Origin of the sequence: Aeromonas sp. S12(2024) (genome assembly GCF_041402305.1) — a bacterium.
Taxonomy (GTDB): domain Bacteria; phylum Pseudomonadota; class Gammaproteobacteria; order Enterobacterales; family Aeromonadaceae; genus Aeromonas; species Aeromonas veronii.
The window spans coordinates 65,448-87,147 of sequence record NZ_JBGLRB010000002.1; the positions used below are offsets into that span (position 1 = coordinate 65,448).

At 59.7% G+C, this 21,700-nt stretch carries 18 protein-coding genes and 1 pseudogene; 3 read left to right on the top strand and 16 right to left on the bottom strand.

Annotated elements, in window-relative coordinates:
- Positions 1-45: 45 nt before the first annotated feature.
- The gene (locus ACB035_RS02240; protein ID WP_040066426.1) at positions 46-837 is read left to right on the top strand and encodes an alpha/beta fold hydrolase; all 792 of its coding nucleotides are present in this window, start codon (positions 46-48) and stop codon (positions 835-837) included.
- A 218-nt stretch (positions 838-1,055) separates the two neighbouring features.
- Here ACB035_RS02240 and yidD read toward each other — a convergent pair whose 3' ends face one another.
- From yidD to ACB035_RS02275, 7 genes are all read right to left on the bottom strand, one after another.
- Entirely contained in the window at positions 1,056-1,265 is a 210-nt protein-coding gene (yidD, locus tag ACB035_RS02245) for a membrane protein insertion efficiency factor YidD (RefSeq protein ID WP_201950551.1), read from the bottom strand.
- Positions 1,262-1,489 carry a DUF4177 domain-containing protein gene (locus tag ACB035_RS02250; RefSeq protein ID WP_129503841.1) on the bottom strand — a complete coding sequence of 76 codons (228 nt, stop codon included), beginning with the start codon at positions 1,487-1,489 and terminating at the stop codon, positions 1,262-1,264. The genes yidD and ACB035_RS02250 overlap by 4 nt, the downstream gene beginning before the upstream one ends.
- Positions 1,490-1,627: 138 nt before the next feature.
- Positions 1,628-1,834: a KTSC domain-containing protein gene (locus tag ACB035_RS02255; RefSeq protein ID WP_201950553.1), complete on the bottom strand. Its 207-nt coding sequence runs from the start codon at positions 1,832-1,834 to the stop codon at positions 1,628-1,630.
- An 83-nt stretch (positions 1,835-1,917) separates the two neighbouring features.
- Positions 1,918-2,790: a hypothetical protein gene (locus tag ACB035_RS02260; protein ID WP_139464018.1), complete on the bottom strand. Its 873-nt coding sequence runs from the start codon at positions 2,788-2,790 to the stop codon at positions 1,918-1,920.
- A gap of 476 nt (positions 2,791-3,266) precedes the next feature.
- Positions 3,267-4,307 (bottom strand): lipocalin-like domain-containing protein, encoded by a 1,041-nt coding sequence (locus tag ACB035_RS02265; RefSeq protein ID WP_371166704.1) that lies wholly within the window; start codon positions 4,305-4,307, stop codon positions 3,267-3,269.
- A gap of 185 nt (positions 4,308-4,492) precedes the next feature.
- The gene (locus ACB035_RS02270) at positions 4,493-6,922 is read right to left on the bottom strand and encodes an FtsX-like permease family protein (protein WP_371166577.1); all 2,430 of its coding nucleotides are present in this window, start codon (positions 6,920-6,922) and stop codon (positions 4,493-4,495) included.
- Between the two features lie 30 nt (positions 6,923-6,952).
- Positions 6,953-7,633, bottom strand: coding sequence for an ABC transporter ATP-binding protein (locus ACB035_RS02275; RefSeq protein ID WP_371166578.1), 681 nt, complete (start codon positions 7,631-7,633; stop codon positions 6,953-6,955).
- A gap of 197 nt (positions 7,634-7,830) precedes the next feature.
- On the opposite strand from ACB035_RS02275, the gene ACB035_RS02280 reads away from it, so the two are divergent.
- Positions 7,831-8,298, top strand: coding sequence for a DUF4357 domain-containing protein (locus ACB035_RS02280; RefSeq protein ID WP_005333716.1), 468 nt, complete (start codon positions 7,831-7,833; stop codon positions 8,296-8,298).
- Between the two features lie 107 nt (positions 8,299-8,405).
- Positions 8,406-9,830, top strand: coding sequence for a sodium:proton antiporter NhaD (nhaD, locus tag ACB035_RS02285; protein WP_058060016.1), 1,425 nt, complete (start codon positions 8,406-8,408; stop codon positions 9,828-9,830).
- A gap of 76 nt (positions 9,831-9,906) precedes the next feature.
- Here the strand turns inward: nhaD and ACB035_RS02290 are convergent, their stop codons facing one another.
- From ACB035_RS02290 to ACB035_RS02330, 9 genes and pseudogenes are all read right to left on the bottom strand, one after another.
- Positions 9,907-11,118 (bottom strand): Bcr/CflA family multidrug efflux MFS transporter, encoded by a 1,212-nt coding sequence (locus ACB035_RS02290; RefSeq protein WP_005352704.1) that lies wholly within the window; start codon positions 11,116-11,118, stop codon positions 9,907-9,909.
- Positions 11,119-11,231: 113 nt separating this feature from the next.
- Positions 11,232-12,926, bottom strand: coding sequence for a hypothetical protein (locus tag ACB035_RS02295; protein ID WP_371166579.1), 1,695 nt, complete (start codon positions 12,924-12,926; stop codon positions 11,232-11,234).
- Between the two features lie 132 nt (positions 12,927-13,058).
- Positions 13,059-14,312 (bottom strand): annotated as a pseudogene (locus ACB035_RS02300) (hypothetical protein); the annotation flags it as partial.
- 200 nt (positions 14,313-14,512) lie between these two features.
- Positions 14,513-15,073, bottom strand: coding sequence for a hypothetical protein (locus tag ACB035_RS02305; protein WP_371166580.1), 561 nt, complete (start codon positions 15,071-15,073; stop codon positions 14,513-14,515).
- A 34-nt stretch (positions 15,074-15,107) separates the two neighbouring features.
- Entirely contained in the window at positions 15,108-16,532 is a 1,425-nt protein-coding gene (locus ACB035_RS02310) for an NAD(P)/FAD-dependent oxidoreductase (protein WP_371166581.1), read from the bottom strand.
- Between the two features lie 102 nt (positions 16,533-16,634).
- Positions 16,635-17,474 (bottom strand): FTR1 family protein, encoded by an 840-nt coding sequence (locus ACB035_RS02315; RefSeq protein ID WP_160880343.1) that lies wholly within the window; start codon positions 17,472-17,474, stop codon positions 16,635-16,637.
- Positions 17,474-20,464 (bottom strand): YncE family protein, encoded by a 2,991-nt coding sequence (locus ACB035_RS02320; RefSeq protein WP_371166582.1) that lies wholly within the window; start codon positions 20,462-20,464, stop codon positions 17,474-17,476. Before ACB035_RS02320 ends, ACB035_RS02315 begins: the two co-directional genes overlap by 1 nt.
- A gap of 4 nt (positions 20,465-20,468) precedes the next feature.
- The gene (locus tag ACB035_RS02325) at positions 20,469-20,918 is read right to left on the bottom strand and encodes a hypothetical protein (protein WP_005352687.1); all 450 of its coding nucleotides are present in this window, start codon (positions 20,916-20,918) and stop codon (positions 20,469-20,471) included.
- A gap of 128 nt (positions 20,919-21,046) precedes the next feature.
- Positions 21,047-21,532, bottom strand: a complete 486-nt coding sequence (locus tag ACB035_RS02330; RefSeq protein ID WP_005333692.1) for a YqhA family protein — start codon at positions 21,530-21,532, stop codon at positions 21,047-21,049.
- Positions 21,533-21,700: the final 168 nt, after the last annotated feature.

A 21,700-nucleotide genomic window follows, 5' to 3' on the forward strand; every position in this document is an offset into this window, starting at 1 on the left:
TGCGCGCAGCCGAGTATACCCCCCATCACCAAGGGAGCCTATTGGATGTTGTATCACAAGACTTTCGAACTGGGTCCCGAGCGGGATTGGGTGGTGTTTGTCCACGGCGCCGGTGGCAGCTCCTCCATCTGGTTCAAGCAGCTGCGAGCCTATCGCGAACACTTCAACGTGCTGCTGCTGGACTTGCGCGGCCACGGCCAGTCCCACCAGCTGCAACAGGTGGTCAAGGGCCACTACAGCTTTCGGGAAGTGACCGAAGATATCGTTCGGCTGCTCGATCATCTCGATATCCGCCGCGCCCACTTTGTCGGCATCTCCCTTGGCACCATCCTTATTCGCCATCTGGCCGAGCTCTGCCCGGAGCGGGTGAAAAGCATGGTTCTGGGGGGCGCCATTCTGCGGCTCGATATCCGCTCGCGGGTGCTGGTGCAACTGGGCCGACTCGGCCAGCACTTCCTGCCCTATATGTGGCTCTACCGGCTGTTTGCCTTCATCATCATGCCGCGCCAGCACCATCAGGAGTCGCGCAACCTCTTTGTACGCGAGGCCCGCAAGCTCTGCCAGAAGGAGTTCAAACGCTGGTTCCGCCTCGCCACCGAGGTCAACCCGCTGATGCGCTACTTCCGCGAACGCTCCCTGCCCATACCCACCCTCTATGTGATGGGGGAGGAGGATCATATGTTTCTGGCGCCAGTGCGCGAACAGGTGGCCCGTGATGCCAGCTCCTCGCTGGCGGTTATTGAACAGTGCGGCCATGTCTGCAATGTGGAGCAGCCGGAGCAGTTTAATCGCCGTACGCTGGCATTTATTCAATCGCTAGGCAGCGGGAGGAAATAACTAGTTATCTAAAATTGTTACTCAGAGCTGGAGATATTCGAGTAAAGATTTTTTCTGTTGTGTATTTTCTATCGGTTAGGATGTGGTGTGCCTACTCGCCGAATAAATAATCTTAACCTGATAATTGAAAGAAACCCCGGAATAAAGTTTTTTGCCGGGGTTTTATAATGTTAATGTCAATTGAATATGCACTTCTTTGACGTTTAGGTAACTAACTGTTAAGGTAAGTCCTCACCGCCTTTATATAAGGCACCATTACAACGCTTTATTCGTAAATAACCGTATCGGCAACCTTTTATTACGCCATATTTCTCAATGGCTGCAATGGTATAGTTAGAGCATGAAGGCGTGTAAATGCACCGTCTATTATGAAGATGGCGTAAATGCTTCTGATAAAATCGAACAGCCAATACTGCAATTATCTTCATAACTCTTTCTCAAAAACACAGACTAACCAAGCTCCTTTTCCACCCCCACAGCCAGCGACGGTAACTTCTCTAAAATCACTAGAATGTAAACGCCATCCACTTTCGGCATATTGATTAAGGAAAGCTTGAAATTGTTCACAGCGTTTAGAGTCCCATCCATTATCTTTCGCACCACAACCTGATACGGTAGGGATAAATGTATCAACTTTATATGTGAAAGGCATAATAACTCCTGAGTTCAACAAAGTATGGGTTTTCTAAAGATTAAGTTAGATTGTTTTTGTATCAAGGAGCGCGTTATAAATGTGCTGCTCATAATCAACCTAAACAGATGCACTCACAAAATACGGTATTTCAATAGATTAATTCGTATATCTACCTTTTATATACTGATGGTAGTATTGACCAACTGAACGTGCAGTTACAAAAGACCTGAAAATGGGTTCTGGAACATTATAAAAAGTATACACAGGAATGCTCTCTTCGAAATCAATAAACATTTGCATAGACTCCGCATTGTAGCCAACGCGACGAATTGCAGTTGAATTTACATGTATCCATTCAGTCATGTTTTTATCCTTTGATTATTATCGACTCTAGGCTGGCTTGTTATCAACTTAATGATTTTCATATGTTTAATAACAAGCTGTAGCTAATTTAGGCGGACTGGTTGTACTGCCGCAATTAGAGCTGGAACATCAATATTATTTAGCTTTCCATCCTTTAGCTTTTTATGTAAATATGGCCCGAATTTTTGCGTTACATAAATGTTGTCCATCCAGCGACGGAATTCTCCAAGAGCATCTACGGGGTAAATCCATGCCATCGGATCTTTTTGAGGGAAATCAATAGGAAAGTTATGACGGTGTTTTATTCGCTCACCATATTTATGGTTTAGCGCATGATCACTCCAGTGCTTTCCCCATGCGATACCAACGCTAATGTCAGGCATTGTTTTGCTGTCAAACGGCATACCGTTTCTAATGCTGGAAATTATTAGGTTAGCAATTTCAGAGAACACACTAAAATAGCCAGATGGCAACTCATTGAGAGTTATCCTCTCATGAAATACTTTCCAGTAATGTGGTATTGCATCTTCAGGGTTATAACCGGTGTGTTCATATATAAATGTGCGAAGTGTTAATTTTGCAAGGCTACGGTAGTTACGTTTTGCTTGTTCTTGAGGTATTTGTGAGTCGAAAGCATAATACTCAAGGATTGCCATGCAATTTGTATCATTAATAGCATGGTAAGTTTTGCCATCAACAGTAATTGGCACATAAAGATTATTTGGATCACCTCCTTGCTCTAGAATTAGTCTCTCTATAGCTTGGCCACGAGGCTTAGTGCGTAAGTCAATTTGCCAGTCTTTTACTAGAGTAATAATGACACTCGGCGCTACACCACAAAGTGTAGCCAAACCTCTTGCGCCAAGGTAAGGGGTTCCATCATTCATAACTCCCATTTCAATACCATCAGGAGCTGTATGCCTGACAGAAGATAGTTGAAGTTTATATTGCTCCATGGATTCCTCTTTTTATTATCATTCTATGAATGAATATGTTTATTTAAATTTCAGATGATGGCGTTAAACATTGTGATGATATTTTCCTATCAGCCAAAAGATTACTGCTGCATGAAATTTCAGCCTTTGGCATGCTGTTTTAAACCCAATTAAGGCGGGCCAATCCATACGCTTTTCCTAGCTGCCTTTGGAACCTTGAGTGCCGGATGAGAAAGATATCAAACGACGACCAATTTAAGTGAGTAAAAAGTTAGTTATCGCTCGGATTTTGAAAGGTTTTTTGACGAGGATCAGACTAGAGCCAAATTGGCTGCGGGTTGAGTGGGTAAGGGGAGTTCAATAAATGAACAGATAAGGCATCCTTGGCTACTGGCGCCAAGTGACATAAATGGCTGGGCGATATCACTGTGATGCCCTGTTATAAGGGCGATTTATTTCGGGTCATCGAGCAGACCGGCCACGTTTGTCGAGGGTGTTCAGTAGCCGGTCATCTCCAGATAGCCCAGCCCTTTGGCATCTCCCTCCACCGTTACCGCACCCTCCCAGTAGTCAAAGCGACCTGTCATGGCCTGATTGGGCTGACGGGCTTTGATGGTGAGGCTCATTCCGGCGGCGTTTAGCTGCCACTCAACGGGGTACGCTTGCCCCTTGGGGCCGCGCCAGGTGTTGCCCGGCGTAAGGCGAATCGCGTCGGGGGCGAGCACCCGGCTGCTGCCGTCCCGCTCAATCAAAATACCGTAACGGTTTTCTGGTTCTGCGCGGCCCGCCTTGGTGCGCAGGCGAAACAGCATCAGCTCGCGGCCATCGTTCAACTGGAGCGAAAACCAGTCCCAACCCGATTGCCACTCGGCCAATACCGAGCTGCTCCACTCGTGATCAAACCACCCTTGTCCGCTGACGGTGCGGGTCTCGCCATCGCTGATCAGGGTGCCGCTTAAATGCAGGCGTGGGTAGGAGTAGTAAAAGGAGGCGTTGCCCGGGCTCTTCTCGCTGTAACCGGCCTTGCCTTGCAGCACCAACGGCTTGGCGGCGGTGACGGTGAGGTTCAGCTCGCCAATCTTGCTCTGCACCTTGAGGGTGGCGGGGAAGAGCGCCGCCCCTTGCGAGGCAAGTCGCCACTCCCTGAGCCAATATTGGCCGCCGCTGGCCCCCGCCAGTCCCGGCCCCTGCCGACTGGCCCGTTCATCTTGCTGGTGGCTGCCACGATCGAGATCCGTGATGGCAAACTGGGCCAGCCAGAGCTGGGGGGTGAGCCAGGGGTTGCTGGTGCGGAGTTCTTGCTCGATACCCTGCCTAAACAGGGTCCACTGCATGCCATATTCGCGCCCCTGTTCATCCTTGAGGTTGCCGGTGAGATACCACCACTCGGAGCGGTAATCGGGGTGGGCCGCGTGATCCTCCGGCAGCTGGATGGTTTGTCCCGGCTGCACCTTTTTAAAACTGTCGTTGCCACCGCCTAGCAGGGCGCCCAGATCACTGGCCTGCGCGCTGCCAATCATGGCAATCAGCGGGAGCAAGAGGGTGGCGAGCCACAGAAGCTGTAAGGAGGACAAGCTCCCCCTCACCCTGGCCCTCTCCCGAAGGGAGAGGGGATGGTTCAATGCTGCACTCTGCTCTTCTCTGCGCTGAAGAAGGGGCGGAGAGAGGGAAGTGGTCAATGGGGTCGTCAAGCCATGGCTGAGCCAGTGCGCTAACCGATATTTCATACCACTCTCCTTGCGGCATACCAGGAGGCCAATGCGCCACACACCGGCGCCAGCAACAGGGCGGTGACTGCATGAAGGGGGGCGGCCTCGAAGGCGAGGCGCCAGCCGAAGGCGCGGGGGTTGACCACCTCGATCAGCACCCAGGCGAGGCCATATCCCACCGGCAGGGCCAGCAGGGCGGTGAGCAGCCCCAATCCCGCCCCTTGCCACACCAGCAGCTGACGGCAGTGGCGGGGGCTCAAGCCCAGACTCTGCAAGGTCTGCAGCTCGCCACGGCGCGCCAACCCCAGCACCATAAAGGCCGAGCCAATGCCGACAAAGGCGATGCCGAGGATCAGCAGTTTCAATAGCTCGGTCACCACAAAGGTCTGGTCAAACACCTTGAGGGCCGCGCTGTGGATGGCGGGGGCAGAGAGCAGATTGAGCTGCTCGCCAAAGCGCTCGCGCAGACGGTCGGCCAGTTGCTCGGGGTCGTTGCTAAAGAGGGCGAGGGATTGCACCGCCCCCGCCTCGAAGGCGTGCAGGATCTGCCCCTTGTCGCTGCCGTAGTCCTGATAGACGCCGGTGACGGTGAACTGCCTTGGCCCCTGCTCGCCGCTGATCGCCAATGTCTGGCCTACCTTGACCCCGAGGCGCACCGTCAGCGGCTCGCTCGCCAGCACCTCGTCGGGGCGGGTCGGCCAGCGTCCGGCCAGCAGCGGATAGGCCGCTTTAAGCTGGGGGATAAAATCCATCTGTGCCCACTCGATGGGCTGCCCCTGCCAGCGGGCAGGATGCACCGAGCGGCGCGAGGCGGCGCTCACCAGCGGATTGGCGAGCAGGGTCTTAAGGGTCGCTTCGTTCAAGGTGCCCTTGTTGCCCGCCACCCCCTTGGGGGCGGTGACATAGAGATCGGCGGCCAGACGCTGGCCGAGCCAGATCTCCACGCTTGAGCGAAAGCTCGACACCATGACGCCGATGCCGATGGCCGCCGCGATGGCGAGCTGCAACGCCATCACCGCGATAGCGGTGCGATCGAGGTGATAGAGGGTCTCGGCCACCCCGAGCCGGGCGGTGAGGGGGCCGCCCGTGCGCCGTCGTAACCAGCCAAGCAGGCCGCGCAGGGCATCGGGCAGCCAGAGCGCCATGGCCAGCAGCCAGCCTCCGGCGATAAACAGCGCACCGGTGAGACCGGTTTGCGGCAGCCACAGGCAAACAGCGCACAGCAACAAGATGGCGATGGCCAGCACGCGCCGTCGCCACGGGTGAGCGGGGGGGCGGCTGCTTCCGGCTCGCAGTTCGAGGGGGGATTGGCGCAGCAGTTGCCACCAGCCGGGCAGGTTGGCGGCCAGTGTGCCGAGCAGCCCGATCAACAGTGCCTTGAGCAGGCTCACAGGGGAGAGGCGCAACAGGTCGATGGGGTTGGGCCCATAGAGATCGGCCAGCGCCTGGGTCAGTTGTCCCATCAGCGCCAGTGCCAACAGGCTGCCGAGCAGCACCCCGAGCAGGGTGCCGAGGGTGGCGAGAATAAGTAGCTCCAGAATGAGCCAGCGCAGCACCCGACTCGGCCCCATCCCCAGTATGATCAACTGGGCCAGCTGGGGGCGGCGTACGCTCTGCACAAATCGCTGGGCGTTGAACACCAGAAACAATCCCACCGCCATGGCGAGCAATGAGAGCGCCATCAGGTTAAGGGCCAGCGCATCGCCAAGCTGGCTGGCATCGAGCGCCGGGCTGATGGGCTCAAGCCACAAGGGCTGGTTCGGGTAACGGGTTTGCAGGGTGGCTTGCAGGGTGCGAGCCTCGGCGTCGCTTAGCTTGAAGACGATGCGATCGAGCCGACCCGCTTTATCCAGCAGCGGCTGGGCGAGGCCGATATCGGTTATCAGCAGTCGCTCCATGGGCACGGCGCCCGGTTCAAAGGTGCCCGCCAGCGTCAGGGTCAGGGGGCGGGCGCTGGCGCCATCGCTGCCGCCCAATACAAAGCGGCGGCTCTGGCCCGCTTGCCAGCCAAGGCGAGCTGCCTCAGGGGCCGCCAGCCAGATGCTGTCGGCATCGTTTAGCGAAAAGTCGGGCTCGCTCGCGGGTTGGGCGCCAAACAGCTGGCGCAGGGGGCCGGGGTTGAAGAGATCCATTCCCAGCAGTTGAAAGCTGCGCCCCTCTTCATCCTTGAGCCAGCCATGGAGCTGGGGCATGGCATCGAGGGCGGGCTGGCTGGTCACCAGCTGCACGTAAAGCTGCTCATCCATCCCGCCAGCAGGGGCCAGCCGGTAGTTGGCTTCCCCCGCCAGCTGGCTGCGGGCGGCGACAAAATTGGTGCGGGCACTGTGATTGAGCAGCTCGATGGCCACCACCAGCGACACCCCCAATACCAGCCCGGCCAGACTCATCAGCAGCAACCAGGGGTGGCTGCGATAGAGGCGCAGCAGCGCTTTGAGTGGCAGCATCAGCGTGACTCCGGCTGGCGCAGTCGCTGTTTAGTCATGGCGGGGCCCCTTGAGCTCGATAAGTTGCCCCCCTTCGAGGCGCAGCACCCTGTCTGCCAGCGCTGCATAGGCCGGGTTGTGGCTCACCAGCAGCAAGCCTGCGCCAGTGTCGCGCACCGCCGCGATCATTAATTCCATCACCTGTTCGGCATTGTGCTCATCGAGGCTGCCGGTGGGCTCGTCGGCGAGCAGCCAACTGGGCTGATGGATAAGGGCGCGGGCCAGCGCCACCCGCTGTCGCTGACCGCCGGAGAGCTGCTCCGGCCAGGCATGGCGCTTGTGGCTCATATCGAGCCGATGCAGCAACTGGTCAATCTTTGTCTCATCTGGTGGCAGAGCGTTGATGGCGAGCGGCAGGGCCAGATTCTCGGCCACGTTCAGGGTCGGCAGCAGGTTGAAATCCTGATAGACGATACCGAAATGGCGACCCCGCAGGCGTGCCCGCTCGTCGGGGGAGCGGGTGTCGATCCGGGTCTCCCCCAGCCAGATCTCCCCTTCATCCGGTGCAATCAGCCCGGCGATCAGATTGAGCAGGGTCGACTTGCCACAGCCGCTTTGGCCCAGCAGCAGGGTGATCTCGCCAGCGGGGAGGGCGAGATCGAGATGGTGGAACAGCGGCAGTCGTTCACTGCCGTTATCGAAGCTCTTGCAGAGGTTGCGCAGGGTCAGCATGGGGTAACCGTTTGATGGTCAATGGCTTTCATCATGCTTGGTACGCTAGCACGGCCGGCATTGATCAACACCCCTTACGGTTGATCAAGAGTGCCAGTTAGTGATCAAGGCGGCAAAAGAGCAGTGGATCCTCGCTGGATCCCGCTTGCCCGAGGTGGTTAGAATAGGGGCTTCCATGGGTCACAGGATGAGCAAGGATGTTACACAAGCAAGTCAGTTTTATCATCGATAGCAAGGGCAACAAGCAGGCTGCCGTCGTCCCCATCGAGATCTACAACGAGCTGATGACCCTGCAAAAGGCGCTCTCTGACAACCGGCCGGGTGAGCGCGAGCTCTACCACTTCAACGGCAAAGGGGCCGAGGCCCACGGTTATCCGGTGGGCAAGCGGCAAAATCCGGGCTTTATGGTGCTGGCCGGTTCCACCGCCAATGGCGAGGATGCCGCCTCTTTGCGCGAAGCGGTGATCGAACTGCGTCACGAACTGCTGGAGAAGGGGGTCATAGTGCCCCGCAGTCAGGGCGGCTTTGTCTTTACCGCCGATCAGCTGTTCAACAGTCCGAGTCTGGCCGCCAGTCTGGTGGCGGGCAATAACCGCAGCGGTCTGGATGCCTGGCAAAACAGCGCAGGCTATACCCTCAAACAGTCGGGTTTCGGCAAGAAATAATCCCGCGTTTCGACAGCAAACCAATTAAGCGTTAATTGACCTGGATGAATTTTTCTTTTCATCCAGGTGCTAGCATCATTGCCAGATGGTTCTAAAAGGAAGAGACCATGTCTGCGCTCACCCCTGTTATTTTGCTGCTGTCCCTGTTTATCCCTCCCGCCCATGCCAGTAGTGGCCCTGTTCTGTTGACATCCTCCTCAATCGGACTTTTTTGTGTCGGATTGTTTGTGTTGGCCTACGCCCTGGTGATGGCTGAAGAGTATCTGCAACTGCGCAAGTCCAAACCCGTGCTGGTGGCCGCCGGGGTGATCTGGATCCTGATCGGTATCGCCTATGCACAGCAGGGGATGAGCCCTGTCGCCGAGCAGGCCTTCCGCCATACCCTGCTGGAATATGCCGAGTTGATGTTGTTCCTGCTGGTGGCGATGACCTATATCAACGCCATGGAGGATCGGCGGCTGTTCGATGCTCTGCGCGCCTGGCTGGTGCGATCCGGCTTTCACTTGCGCACCCTGTTCTGGTTGACCGGCGGGCTTGCTTTTTGTATCTCGCCAGTGGCAGACAACCTGACCACTGCGCTCTTGATGTGCGCCGTGGTGTTGAAGGTGGCCAACGGTGATCGGCGTTTTGTCAATCTTGCCTGCATCAACATAGTGATCGCCGCCAACGCCGGAGGGGCGTTCAGTCCCTTTGGCGATATCACCACCCTGATGGTGTGGCAGGCGGGCAAGGTGCAATTTGGCCAGTTCTTCACCCTGCTTATTCCCTCTCTGCTCAATTTTCTGGTGCCAGCCATCCTGATGAGCCTGATGGTGCCGCGCCATGTGCCGGAGGCTGATAACGAGGTGGTCGATCTCAAGCGGGGGGCCCGCCGCATCGTCGCGCTGTTCTTGCTGACTATCATCACGGCGGTGCTATGCCACAGTTTCCTCCATCTGCCGCCTGTACTGGGCATGATGCTGGGGCTCGGCTATCTGCAGTTTTTCGGCTTCTATTTGCGCAAATCGCTGCCGCGATCCCTTGCCCGCAAGCGTGCGCTCTATGAACGCAATGGTGATGAGGTGCGGTTGCGCAGTCTGGGTTCTGTGGTGCCATTTGACGTGTTCAACAAGGTGGCCAAGGCGGAGTGGGATACCCTGCTGTTCTTTTACGGGGTGGTGATGTGTGTCGGTGGGCTGGGCTTTATGGGCTATCTGGAGCTGGTGTCACACTGGCTGTATGACGCTGGGGATCCCACCATGGCCAACATCTTCATCGGGGTCTTGTCCTCCGTCATCGACAACATTCCCGTGATGTTTGCCGTGCTGTCGATGAACCCGGATATGGCGCTGGGGCAGTGGCTGCTGGTGACCCTGACCGCCGGAGTGGGCGGCAGCCTGCTCTCCATCGGCTCTGCGGCCGGGGTAGCCCTGATGGGACAGGCCCACGGCATGTATACCTTCTTTGGCCACCTGAAGTGGCTGCCTGCCATCTTGCTCGGTTATCTGGTGAGCATAGGGGCGCACCTCTGGCTCAACAGTGCCCAATTCTGAACGTCTGGCCGCCAGTACGAAAAGAGGCTTCCGTTGACGGAAGCCTCTTTCGTTTTCCTGACAGGGGGGAGGGGGATCAATCGCCTCGCTTGCCGGTTAGCAGCCAGTAACTCAGGGTGGAACCCACGCCGCAGCAGGCGATGGCGATGGCCATGGGCAGTGGCGAGTGGGGCGGATTGAGGTTGACCAGAATGCCGACCAGGGCGCCGATGCCAAAGCGCAGGGTGCCCGCCAGTGCCGAGGCGGTGCCCGCAGATTGGGGGAAGTGGCCCATCAGGCCGGTCATGGCGTTGGCGCCCACCAGACTGATATGGCCGACAAACAGTACCACCGGAATGACGATGCCCCACAGGCCGCCGGTCTGGCTCCAGGCGTTGTAGACCAGCAGGGCGCCCGCGCAGGGCAGCACCAGTAGGCCGTATTGCAGCATCCGCTCGGCGCCCACCCCTTTCACCAGTCTGCTGTTGACGAAGGTGACCACCATCATCAGCAGGATATTGAGGCCAAACAGCCAGCCGTAGTGCTCGGTCGGCACCTTGAAGTACTCGATATAGACGTAAGGGGAGCCGCTCAGGAAAGCGAACATGCCGGAGCTGGAGAGGGAGCCGCACAGCACATAACCCATGGCGCCGCGATGGGAGAGCACCCCCCAGTAGTTCTTGAGGATCTGGCCCAGATTAAGGGGCTGACGGTGCTCGGGTTTCAGGGTTTCCTGAATTTTCCACTGCATCACCAGACAGATCAGCAGGCTGATCCCCACCAGCAGCCAGAAGATCACCCGCCAGTCGGCGTGGGCACTGATATAGCCGCCCACCACAGGCGCCACCAGCGGCGCCAGGGTCATCACCAGAATGACGAACGACATGGCGCGAGAAAACGCATCCTTCTCGAACAGATCGCGCAGCAGGGCATTGACCACGACCGACCCGGCCGCACCGCCCGCCGCTTGCAACATCCGATAGGCCAGCAATTCGGGCAGGGAGTCCGCCATGGCGCAGCCCACCGAGGCGATGGCAAACATGATGAGCCCCGCCAGGATCACCGGCTTGCGGCCATAGCTGTCGGCGAGCGGGCCGTAGAAGAGTTGGCCGATGGCAAAGCCGCCCAAAAAGGCGCTGATGGTGAGCTGGGCGCCGTCGATGCTGGTGGCCAGATCCCGGGCGATGGCCGGAATGGCCGGCAGATACATATCCACCGCCAGCGGAGTCAGACCCGCCAGAGCGCCCAGCAGGATAAACAGGAAACGGGGGGAGAGGGCGGCAGCCTGAGCTGTTGGCGATTGGGGCATAGGGTATCCGCTGGTGAACCTTGGTTGAAAAAGGGAGAAGGGCGAGTCTATCAGGTTTGCCCCCGCTCGGCATGACGTTCCTGCCCCCTCAAAAGGGGGAGGTGCCCGGCGGCTCAGCCACCTTGGGGAGCTCGCTTGCGGTCATGTGGGCGCACTGCGCGGATCACTCCCCCCAGCCAGAGCAGCCAGGCCAGCAACGAGATGGCGTAACCGAGCCGCTCCGGCCAGCGGGCGGTGAGGGTAAAGGTGAGGCTGTGTTGTCCGGCGGGCACCCAGACCTGTACCAGCCCGTTGCGGGTGCTGCTGACGCTAAGGGGCAGATGCTGGTCGAGCCTTGCCTGCCAGCCCGGGTAATCAAACTGGTGCAGGATCAGTTTGGCGGGCGCCGGGGCATCCACCGTCAATTCGATATGACGAGGCTGCCAGCGCTGGATCTGCCAGTTCACCCCCTGATGGTCGCTGGTGATGGCGGGCTGGAATTCCTCTTTCCAGGCCAGCAGGGTGGGGGCAAACATGCCTCGTGGCACCTGCTTTGGCCGGTATTCGCGGGCGCTGCGCTTGCTGTCGAACTCCCCGTCGAGCTGACTCTTTACGGGAGCCTGGGTGAGCGGCGCCTCGCGTACATAGAGTCCCTGCGAGAGCAGGGTGAGGGCAAGCAGTAGCCACCAGACCCACTGCCACGGGCGATAGGTGGGGGTACCCAGCGCCACCACGGCGACGGTAGCGATGACCAGCAGCAGATTGAGGCGCCAGGGAAATTGCACCAGTTGCAACGGAGTGAGCAGGCGCCACAGGGGCTCGCTTGGTGGCAGCATCATCAGAAAGCTCAGGGTGCCAATGACCCCCCAGAGCAACAACTCGGGATGGCGCGGCTCGCGGGCAGCCGCCCAAGCTACCAGTAGCAGAGCCAGGGTGAGCAGCGTCAGCCAGGCGAGATGGCCGCGAAAGCGCCAGTCATCACGGCTTTGGGGCAAACGATCGAGAAAGTTACGCTGAAACTCGAACATGCCGGTGCGCATCTGCTCCATGGAGATCCCCCCCTGATCCAGCAGGGCGGGCAGCAGCAACAGGCTGGCCATCGCCAACCCCCAGAGCTGGCCCAGCAGGGTGCCAATGAGCGGGGAGGCGGTGACAGGGACACTGACAAGCGCTGTGCTCCCCTTGTAGCGCCAGACCAGTAGCAGGCTGCGCAGGGTGAGCAAGCCCAGAATGAGCAGGGTGCTTGGTAGATGGGAAAGCGTCAGCATGGAGATGGCCAGTGCGAGCAGCAGTAGTGCAAAGGGGGCGCCGCGGCAGAGGCGATCCTGCGCCAGCAGTGCCAGCGGTGCCCAGACGAAGGCCCAGCTCTCCGCCAGGGCAAAGCGGGCGTAGATATCGATGGCCAGATGATAGGGCAGCGCCATATAGAGCAGACTGGCCGCCAGCGCCCGCCCGTGGCCGGCAAAGGGGCGCAACCAGAGATAGGCAAACAGGCCGGAGAGCCAGAGTGCCACGCTGCTGCTCCAGAGCAGCGGCGTCATCGCCTCGTGGGCCAGTGGGGTAGGGCCGGCGAACAGGGCGCTCACATAGTAGGGCAGGGGGGGATAGAAGAAAAAGACCGGGCTGCCGAAGGCGCCGTTCATCTCCATCAACCAGCGCGGATAGAGCTCACCTTGCCACAGTTGCACGGCAAAGAAGTGACCGGAGAGCAGGTGGTGAAACAGATCATGGCCCTGACTGCCGCCGCGCAGCCAGAATGGCAGCAAGAGGAGGGAACAGGCCCCGGTCAGCACCGACAAAACCCACAGCCACTCTCTGGTTACACGCATAAGGAGACTCGTCTGTTATGGATGCGCAGTGAGTGTACCCGAGTTGTTCCCCTCTTTTTTAGTTGTGTTGGCGGATTTTTGTGCTCTTTCTGTGTTTTTTGTCACTTTCTTCTGGGTTGTCTGCAGCGAGGGAATGGCGAGCCAGAGTCCGGGCTCGGCGGCAAAGCGCGGGGCAAACCAGTGCTGGCGCACCGCGGTGGGCATTTCGCTAGCGGCGATGGGGCGGCGACTGACGCGGCAGGCTCCCTTAGAGAGTGCCAGCGCCGCATCCCCCTTGTACCAGCCATCGGTGACGGCCAAGGCTGTGGTCTCCCGCAGCAGCCGCACGCCCCACTGGGTCACCAGCGCCGGGCAGCTTTTCTCTGCGAGCCTTGCTGCCTGCACCATGGCGGGTGGACGGGGCAGGGTGAAGGTCACGCCGAGCAGCAGCAATCCAGCGACCGCGACCACCCACTCGCCACGGCGCGGCAGCCAACCTGCCAGCAGCACGATACCGAGCAGGGTGATGGGGGCAAGATGGCGGGGATTGTCAGGGTTCTGACCAAACAGGGTCCAGAGTAGCAGGGCGAGCCAGTAGAGCGTCCAGAGCGGGGGGAGGGTGGCAGGGTGGTTTTTTGATCTTTGCCAAAGCGGCAGCACCAGCAATGTCCCGATCAACAGCGGCCAGAGCGGGGTGAGCTGATCGTTGAAGGTGCTCGCCCAGCTCCGCAGTCGATCGCCGTGAGCCGCTGCCGTGTTGCCCCACAGGGTAAAGTGGCCGTCGGTAAAGCGGCGCCCCTCGCTGAAGTAGGCCCAGCCATCGGCCTGCCAGACAAAGAGCAAGCTGATAAGCCCCACCAGTGCGATGGGGAGCACAAACCTGATGCGGGTGCCCTGCTGCGCCAGCCCGAGCCACAGGGGCAGCAGCGCCAGCACAAAATAGGAGGGGCGCAGTGCCAGCATCAGGCCCAGCAGCAGACCCGCCAGCGCGATTTTGCGCTGCTGCAAGGCCAGCAGCGACCCGAGCCAGGCGGCGAGCGCGGCCCCGTCAGAAAGGCCGGAGAGCGCCAGCGTCGGGGTAAGCGGCAGTGCCAATACCAGCAGCCAGACGGGGGCGAGCAGGCTTGGCCGTTGCCACAATCTGACCGCCAGCCAGGCGGCGAGCGGTGCCAGCAGGGCTGTGCCCAACAGGCTTGCCCACTGCACCGCGCGGGCCGGATCGTCCACCGCCAGATTGATCAGCCGCGCCAGCCAGATAAAGGCGGGGTAGCCCGGAAAGTGGGGGGAGAACTCCAGCACGCTAAAGCGCGTCACCCCGTGGGCAAAATTGAGGGCATCGTCGGAATCGAGCGCCACCGGGAAGGTCAGCAGCCAGCTTAGCCAGGCCAGTTGCAGCAGAATGAGCAGCCAAATGGTGGTGGAGCAGGGGGAAGGCCAACGCCGGGCCGTTACCTTACCCCTCATCCCCAGCCCTTCTCCCGCCAGGGGAGAAGGGGGCAAACCGGCGTCCGGGTGCATTTATCGGCAGGCCGTGCGTAGGGTGGGTAGAGCGCAGCGAAACCCACCGTTTGTCACAGCGAGGTGGCGCAATGATTGGCAGGTTGCCATCAAAGCGGTGCCAGCACGGCCATCAGCGCTTTTTCCGCTGCGGCAAAGGCTGCGGCATCGGCGGGCTTGGCGCCCACCCCGAATACCCCCGGGTTGCCGATGGCATCCAGCACCCTGGCCAGCGCCTGTTCGGCCGCCTTGCGATCCCCTTCGCTGAGTGATGGGAGGATCAAGTCGAGGAAGCGCTTGCTCTTGACCACCAACACCTTGGCGGTCTGGTAGTCGCCAAGATTCTGGCTGGCCCCTTCGAGGCGGCGCTCGATCTCCGCCTTGTAGGCGCGATTGAGCAGGGCGGCGGTTGCTGCGGCGTCTTTGGCCTTGATGGCTGCGGCCAGTGGCGCTTGCAATTCCACCTTGTGGTGCTGTTCCAGATAGGCCAGCTCCTCGGCAATTTCGCTCAAGGTGGCGCTGGCATCCTTGCCGTCAGTGGCGGCGCCCAGCAGCGCTTCGCGGGCGTCGATCAGCGGCTCCTTGCCGGCGGCGGCGTAAGAGTAAGCCTGCGCCTGCCCGCTCAGGGTCAGCAGCAGGGTGAGGGCGAGTAAACCCGGGCGGATGGTCATCCTGTTCTCCTTACTTATGCCAATGGCGGGGCACTCAGGCCACGCTCTGGGTTTCGATCACGGTATTTTCGTTGCGATGGTTAAAGATGGCATGACGTCTGTCCACCCCGTCGATCACCATGTCGGCAGCCATCATCCCCATCTCCATGGCAGTGTCGGTGAAGATGTAGCGGAATGTCCCCTGACGGCCGGTCATGATGAGGTTGGTGATGGGCATCAGCGCCTTGATGGCTTCGTTGCGGCGCGCCTGATAGCCCAAATCCATCAGCGGATAGGCGTACTCGCTGCGGGCTTCGAAGGTCTCATCGCCAAGCTTGGCGGTATCGACGCCGAGGCTCGCCAGATCGGCGGTGACCCGACCGCGCAGATCGGCCAGCGGCGCCTGCCAGGTGGCATCCCCCGGATTGCAGGGGATCTCCAGCATCACCGAGGTCTGGCCCTGGGGCGCCATAAAGGGGCTGCGGCGGCGCGGCTCCTGCAGACGGGTGGCCAGAATATGGGGGTCGGAGAGGTACTGCCAGGTGTTGTCCGACAGGTTCTCTTGCTTGAGCGGCATATTGACGAAGCGAAGCGACCGGTAGTGCAGGTCGCACGGCAAGCCAAGATGCTGGCAGGTGAGCGGCAGCGGCAGGGTGGAGATCACCTGATCAAAGCGCTCGCTCTGCTCAACATTATCTTGTTTCCAATAAACCCGTTCGATGCGGCCATCAGCCTGCTCAAGGCGGGTGATGGTAGCGCCAGTTTTCAGTTCAACGCCCTCTGCCATCAGTCGCTCCCCCAGAGTGGTGAAGATCTGGCCGAAGCCATATTTGGGGTAGCGGTATTTGCGGGCATAGGTGCGCACCGAGATACTACCGTTGCGTCTTGGCAGCAGGCGGCGCGCCACGTCTTTGAGATCGATGAGGCTGATGCGCTGACCGGCCCAGTCGGCGGAGAGCTTGTCCGGGTTGATGCCCCACAGCTTAGCCGTGTATCCCTCGAAAAACTGGCGATAGAGGGTGCGGCCAAAGCGGCTCTGGATCCACTCGGCAAAGCTCGCCTTGGCAAAATCGTCCGGCTTCTTGCTAAAGGGCAACAGCAGCAAGTCTTTCACCGCACCGGCCATCAGGGCCAGCGGCGCCGTCTTGAGCAAGTTGGGCAGGTTCAATGGGTAGTCATAGGTGCGCCCACCAAAGCGGATCACGCTCTTGCGCTCGGCGTGGAGCAGGTCGTCCCCCATCAGCTCGTCGATAAAGGCGAGCAGCTCGGGGTTTTTGGTGATAAAGCGGTGGCCGCCGTAGTCAAAGCGATACTCCCCATCGCGTCCCTTGAAGGTCTGGGTGGCGCACATGCCGCCGACCACCGGCTCCTGTTCGAAAAGGGTGACTGCAAAACCGGCGCGACGCAGGCGCCAGGCGGCCATCAAACCGGCGGGGCCAGCGCCCAGCACTGCAATGCTTTTCTTGTTGTTATCGCTCATGACCTATTCCGAAACTGCTTGATAGATAAGGGAACCGCGCCAAGGCGCGGCTCCCGAATGGTGTTGTTACCCCGTGCCCTTGTTGCCACAGGGCGTGTTGGCTCAGCCCTTGCTGGATGAGGCGCTCACCTGCGGGCGATAGCTGCGCTGCCAGAGGGTAACGAAGATCGCCAGATAGAGGGCCCAGGTCAGCAGCTGCAAGCCAGCGGGTGAGGCATTGTAGCCAAACAGGGCGCGCAAGAAGGTACCAAATACCCCCTGATCGTCGAGAATGTGGCTGATATCGAACACCGGCGTGGTCCAGAAGGTGATGATGTCTGCCGCCTGCAACATGTTGACGGCGGACGAGAGCAGACCTGCGGCGATGATGATGATGAGCAGGCCGGTCCAGCGGAAGAAAGGGGCCAGCGCCACCTTGCGGGTGGAGCGCAGCAGCCCCCACACCAGCGCGATGGAGACCAGCAGACCCGCCAGCGCGCCCATCAGGCCGGATTGCAGATCGACCCCTTGCCCGGAGTAGAGCAGGGCGGAGAAGAAGAGCACGGTTTCAAACCCTTCGCGCATCACCGCGAGGAAGGCGAGCAGCACCAGCCCAAACAGGTTGCCGCCATCGATGGCCGCATCGATGCGCGCCGTCATGGCCCCTACCTGGGATTTGGCCTGCTTTTGCATCCAGATCGCCATATAGGTGAGCACCAGAGTGGCAAACATCAGGATCCCCGCCATCAACAGGTGGTTGTAGCGCTCGCTCTCGAACTGGCTCACCACCACCTGGAACAGGAAGGCGACGACAAGGGAGGCGATAAGGCCGAGCCCCACCCCCAGATAGATGAACTTGTTGTAGCGGCTCGCCCCCAGCTTGGCGAGGTAGGAGAGGCAGATGCCGACCAGCAGGAAGGCTTCCAGCCCCTCGCGCAGGGTAATGAGAAAACTTGCAAACATCAGGATTGAGGCTCCGTAGCGGGCGTGACGGGGAGAGGCTGCAAGGTAAGTCGCAGCCGATTGAGTAGCACAATGGGTGGCTCCGGCAAGCTCGGCTCGGCGGCGCGCACCGCATCATTGACCCACTTGGAGTAGGTGCGGAAATTGAGTTTGATATCGGCCTTGAAGGGCCCTTGGGCATCTGCGGGTAGCGGCCAGGCTTCATCGCGCCAACCATCGGCCGGAATGCGGGTATCTTCCAAGAGCTTGGCGTAGCGCCAGAACTTGAGCCCCACCGGCTTGCCCTCGGCATCGCCGAATACTTTTCTGAACAGCCGCGCATCTTCTGGGACAGCGCCATCCATCGGCTGGCCGCTGGCAAGCACCACCTTGCCACTTGCGTCGGTGACGGTCAGCTCCAGCCAGAGTTCACGGAAATCGGCTACCCCGGTGGGCAGGGCATGGCCCGCGCCGGTATTGGCGACCCGCACCACCAGCTGCTGACTATCGGCAGCCTGTTCGATACGGGCGGAGAGGGTAGCGCTGGAGCGCAGCAGCGCCAGGCTCTCCTGTTCAAGGTCGGTATTGCGCAGCCCCACCAGCTGGTGCTGGGCGCCGGTAAAGTTGTGGCGATAGAGCCGCGCCTTCATGGTGCCGTTTTCGGTGGACTGGCCCGCCACTGGCGCGCCGCCATTGCCCGGCTCCGGGTTCATATGGCAGTCGATGCAGTTGCGCCGTTTGGCAGGATCCTCGGCCTTGGCGAAGCTGGATTTTTCCCACTCGTCCCAGGTGTTGACGATATTGGCGCCGGTACCGGGGGCAAACTCGTTGTGGCACGACTTGCACAGGGCTGCATCGCTGTAGAAATCCTTCTGATAGGAGGCTTTGTGGGCCGCTGGGCGGGCGTTGATCTGCCGCTCGGCCAGCCAGTGCTGGAGGCTGCCGCCCGGGGCATCCTCGAACACATAGCTCTCGCGGTCTTTCAAATTCACGGTAAAGGCGCTGTTGCCGCCCGCATCTTCTACCTTGGTGATGCGATGGCAGAGCACACAGCCGGTCCCTTCCTCAACCACAGGTTCACCCGCCTTGTGGGCGGCAATCAGCGAGGCGCCACCCTGCTCGAACATGTGGGAGCCCTTGGGCAGATCCAGCTGGCCGGTCATCACCTGCTGGGGCATGTGGCAGCCCTGACACCACTGACCGAACGCTTCCCCTTCGGTTTCGCGGGCCAGCGCCTGTACCACCTTGTAGTAGGGGTGGGAGTTGCCCATCAGTCGGTGGTTGCTCTCGCTCCAATCCTTGAACGCTTGGCTGTGACAGTTCTGGCAGGAGGCAGAGTTGAGCCACTCCTTCGGGTGGGTAGTCGGCGCCTTGGCGGGGTCCGTGCGCGGGGCATCGAGCCGCAGCCAGTTGGCGAGGTATGGGAGGTTGCCATCTGCGGTGACGAAGGCGTGTAAGTCCTCCATCATCGCTTTCACTTCCGGTTGGGGCCTCGCGGGGTCAACCACCTCGGCCCCATCGCGGGTGTCATGGCCCATGCCGCCCTGGGTCTGCTGGGTCATGCGCAGGTATTCGCCGACAAAATCCCCCGCCACCATGTTGGTGAGGTTGGCGTGGCCGTTGATGGCGTTGTCGCCGCTCTTCTGGCGATGGGCCGCCATCAGATAGCGGTTGGTGAAGTTGAACCCGTCCAGATGGCAGGAGTTGCAGCTCATCCAGTTGTCTCCCGCCATGGGGAAGCGTGAGTTGGACGCTGTGTTACCAAGGTTGAACAGCCGCTCGCCGCGCTGAAGCGGTTTGGGGCGCGGATCTGTCTCTACCAGCTTGGCGAAGTGGGGCACATCGACCGTGACTCGGGCAAACGGGCCGCTGCCGCCACTATTGAGGCGGGTAAGATCCTGCCCCATGGCGTTGTGCACCAGAATATGGTCGCCATCGATCAGCAGATCCCGCGGATTCTGGCCCGGCAGGTGACGCAAGAGCTGGGTCGCCTTGGCGCCCCCCTGAAACTTCTTGCGGCGGTGGCGGTTGTTGTTGGACTTGCCGCTGCGCGACAGGTCAAACACCAGCAGATCTTCCGAGCCCGCCAGGGTCAGATAGACCCGTTTTCCGTCGGCGGCGAAGCGCGCAGCGAACGGGTTGGAGACGATCTGGCTGCGGTTGCCGACGCTTGGCAGGTTGATCTGCAAAAAGAGCTGCTTTCTTTCATCGACCCGCTCTTTCTCCTCATCGAGATCGATGATGGAGACTGCCGGAAAGACGGTGCTCTGAAACTGGAAGGGGTGGCTGAAGCTCCACAACACATGGGGCAGCCAAGCCTCGCTGCCATCGGGGGAGAGGGCGATGCCATCGAGCAGGCGCGGCAGGCCCTGCGAGTCGCTCGGTGTGTCGCTGTGGGTCTCGGCCAGGGTAATGAGCTTGGGCTTGGGAAGCGAAGCTCCCTTGGCGCCGTGGCCAAGCTTGGCGAGATCATAGATGGCGAGCTGGCCTGTCATGGCGTGGGTCAGCAGCAGGCGATCGTCGTCGGTCAGGGCCAGCCCGCGCGGGGTCTCGGCGGTTTCTGCATCCAGCTGGAGGTTGCCCGCGCTGTCGTAGGCCTGCAGGCGAGCGGATTCGAACAGCGTGACCCAGAACCACTGCCGCTTGGCATCGAAGATGACCCCATAGGGGCGGTGGCCGGTGGGGATCGCCTTTTCCAGATCGAGATCATCATCCAGCAGCAGCAGGCGATCACCGCTGTAGTCGGTGACCAGCAGGGTGCCGTCATCGGCGCGGGCCAGCTGGCGCAGATCGCCCCCCAGCGGCACCTCTTTTAGGCGCTTGCCGCTATCGCGCTCCAGCAGGGTGACGGAACCTGCGCTCAGGTTGGCGGTGACGAGGCGCGGGGCGCTTCCCTCCTCATAGGCGAGCAGCCCTGAACTCATCTGCTGGGCCAACGCAAAGGGGCTGGCCAGCAGCAGGAGGAGGGCCAGCAGGGGTGACAAATATGCAGAAAACGATGACTTCAACATGGGATCAGGAGCGCCATTTCAAGATGGTCCAGCGCCAGGCGTGGCGCAGCACCAGAGGAGTTAACGCCAACGCGCTCAGCCAGTGGGCCCAGCTGGCGAGGTTGCCCATGGCATCGCCCGGAGTGCCGTGCAGCACCAGCAGCAGGCCGCTGGCCAGACAGATCAGCAGCAGGGCTTCAATAATCCGCCCCGTGGTGCGTAAAAAGGGTTTGTTGCTGCGGTTCAACAAGCTGCGATGGGAGAGCCAGAAGGCGCCAAACAGCAGCGGGAACAGGGTGAGCGAGAGCATCACATGGAAAAACAGATTCCAGCGTGCCAGCGACCAGAGCGGGGTCAGCGGCTCCCACAGCAGCAGGCCGGAGAAGAACATCAGGTAGAGGGTGCCCTCGGCGGCCTGATGGTGGTAGGCCAGCCACTGCCAGAATTGTCGGGGTGAGAGAGAAAGGCTTGTCATAAAGGCTCCAGCACCCGGGCGGGGCAGCCCGGGGGGAGCAAGTTTATAACGCAGTAAGAGTAATGAAAAGTGTTATCAATTGTATTGCTGGTGAATCAAGGCTGAACAAGCACAGTGATCAAGCTCGATTATTTATGCTCCGCCATCCGCTCGGTCACCGCATAGATGAGCGCGGCCAGCGAGAAGGCGAGAAACACCACCACGGACCACTTCATATCGACTTCGTTGATGATGCCATCTTCGAGAAACGCCTTGAGCACCTCCACTCCGGCAATAGTCACCAGCGAGTTGATGACGATGAGCTTGAGGGAGGCAAAGTTGATCTTGCTAAGCCAGTTGCTGCTAAGGGAGGCGCGCTGCTCTTCCGTCTGGATAAATTGCACATAGCCACAGATAGCAACCAGGATCAGCATCTGGGCCACCAGTATAAAGTCCACCAGGGTCAGCACGCCGGTAATGAGGTCCAGATAGGGGATCTCGAAAATGTTTACAGAAAGCTGATAGAGCTGCATGGCAAACTTCACCATCAGCAATACCACGCAGATGAGAATGCCAATGTAGAAGGGGAACATCATCAATCTGCTGCCATTGAGCATGAAATTGAATCGACGCATAAAAACTCCAAGGTAAGGGAAGCAGGGTGATTATGACCTGAATTGAGGCTATTGGCAGCGACGTGTCGTCAAGTCACCAAGCTTTCACTATCACCTATTGCAGTACCGGCACAGCTGGTGCTGCAAGTCGTGAAGGTCTATCCCGGTAGCATGGGGGCTACCAGTTTG

Coding starts and splice junctions, on each gene's coding strand:
- ACB035_RS02240 (WP_040066426.1), top strand. CDS start 46: ATGTTGTATCACAAGACTTTCGAACTGGGTCCCGAGCGGGATTGGGTG.
- yidD (WP_201950551.1), bottom strand. CDS start 1,265: ATGAAGATAATTGCAGTATTGGCTGTTCGATTTTATCAGAAGCATTTA.
- ACB035_RS02250 (WP_129503841.1), bottom strand. CDS start 1,489: ATGCCTTTCACATATAAAGTTGATACATTTATCCCTACCGTATCAGGT.
- ACB035_RS02255 (WP_201950553.1), bottom strand. CDS start 1,834: ATGACTGAATGGATACATGTAAATTCAACTGCAATTCGTCGCGTTGGC.
- ACB035_RS02260 (WP_139464018.1), bottom strand. CDS start 2,790: ATGGAGCAATATAAACTTCAACTATCTTCTGTCAGGCATACAGCTCCT.
- ACB035_RS02270 (WP_371166577.1), bottom strand. CDS start 6,922: ATGCTGCCACTCAAAGCGCTGCTGCGCCTCTATCGCAGCCACCCCTGG.
- ACB035_RS02275 (WP_371166578.1), bottom strand. CDS start 7,633: ATGCTGACCCTGCGCAACCTCTGCAAGAGCTTCGATAACGGCAGTGAA.
- ACB035_RS02280 (WP_005333716.1), top strand. CDS start 7,831: ATGTTACACAAGCAAGTCAGTTTTATCATCGATAGCAAGGGCAACAAG.
- nhaD (WP_058060016.1), top strand. CDS start 8,406: ATGTCTGCGCTCACCCCTGTTATTTTGCTGCTGTCCCTGTTTATCCCT.
- ACB035_RS02290 (WP_005352704.1), bottom strand. CDS start 11,118: ATGCCCCAATCGCCAACAGCTCAGGCTGCCGCCCTCTCCCCCCGTTTC.
- ACB035_RS02295 (WP_371166579.1), bottom strand. CDS start 12,926: ATGCGTGTAACCAGAGAGTGGCTGTGGGTTTTGTCGGTGCTGACCGGG.
- ACB035_RS02305 (WP_371166580.1), bottom strand. CDS start 15,073: ATGACCATCCGCCCGGGTTTACTCGCCCTCACCCTGCTGCTGACCCTG.
- ACB035_RS02310 (WP_371166581.1), bottom strand. CDS start 16,532: ATGAGCGATAACAACAAGAAAAGCATTGCAGTGCTGGGCGCTGGCCCC.
- ACB035_RS02315 (WP_160880343.1), bottom strand. CDS start 17,474: ATGTTTGCAAGTTTTCTCATTACCCTGCGCGAGGGGCTGGAAGCCTTC.
- ACB035_RS02320 (WP_371166582.1), bottom strand. CDS start 20,464: ATGTTGAAGTCATCGTTTTCTGCATATTTGTCACCCCTGCTGGCCCTC.
- ACB035_RS02325 (WP_005352687.1), bottom strand. CDS start 20,918: ATGACAAGCCTTTCTCTCTCACCCCGACAATTCTGGCAGTGGCTGGCC.
- ACB035_RS02330 (WP_005333692.1), bottom strand. CDS start 21,532: ATGCGTCGATTCAATTTCATGCTCAATGGCAGCAGATTGATGATGTTC.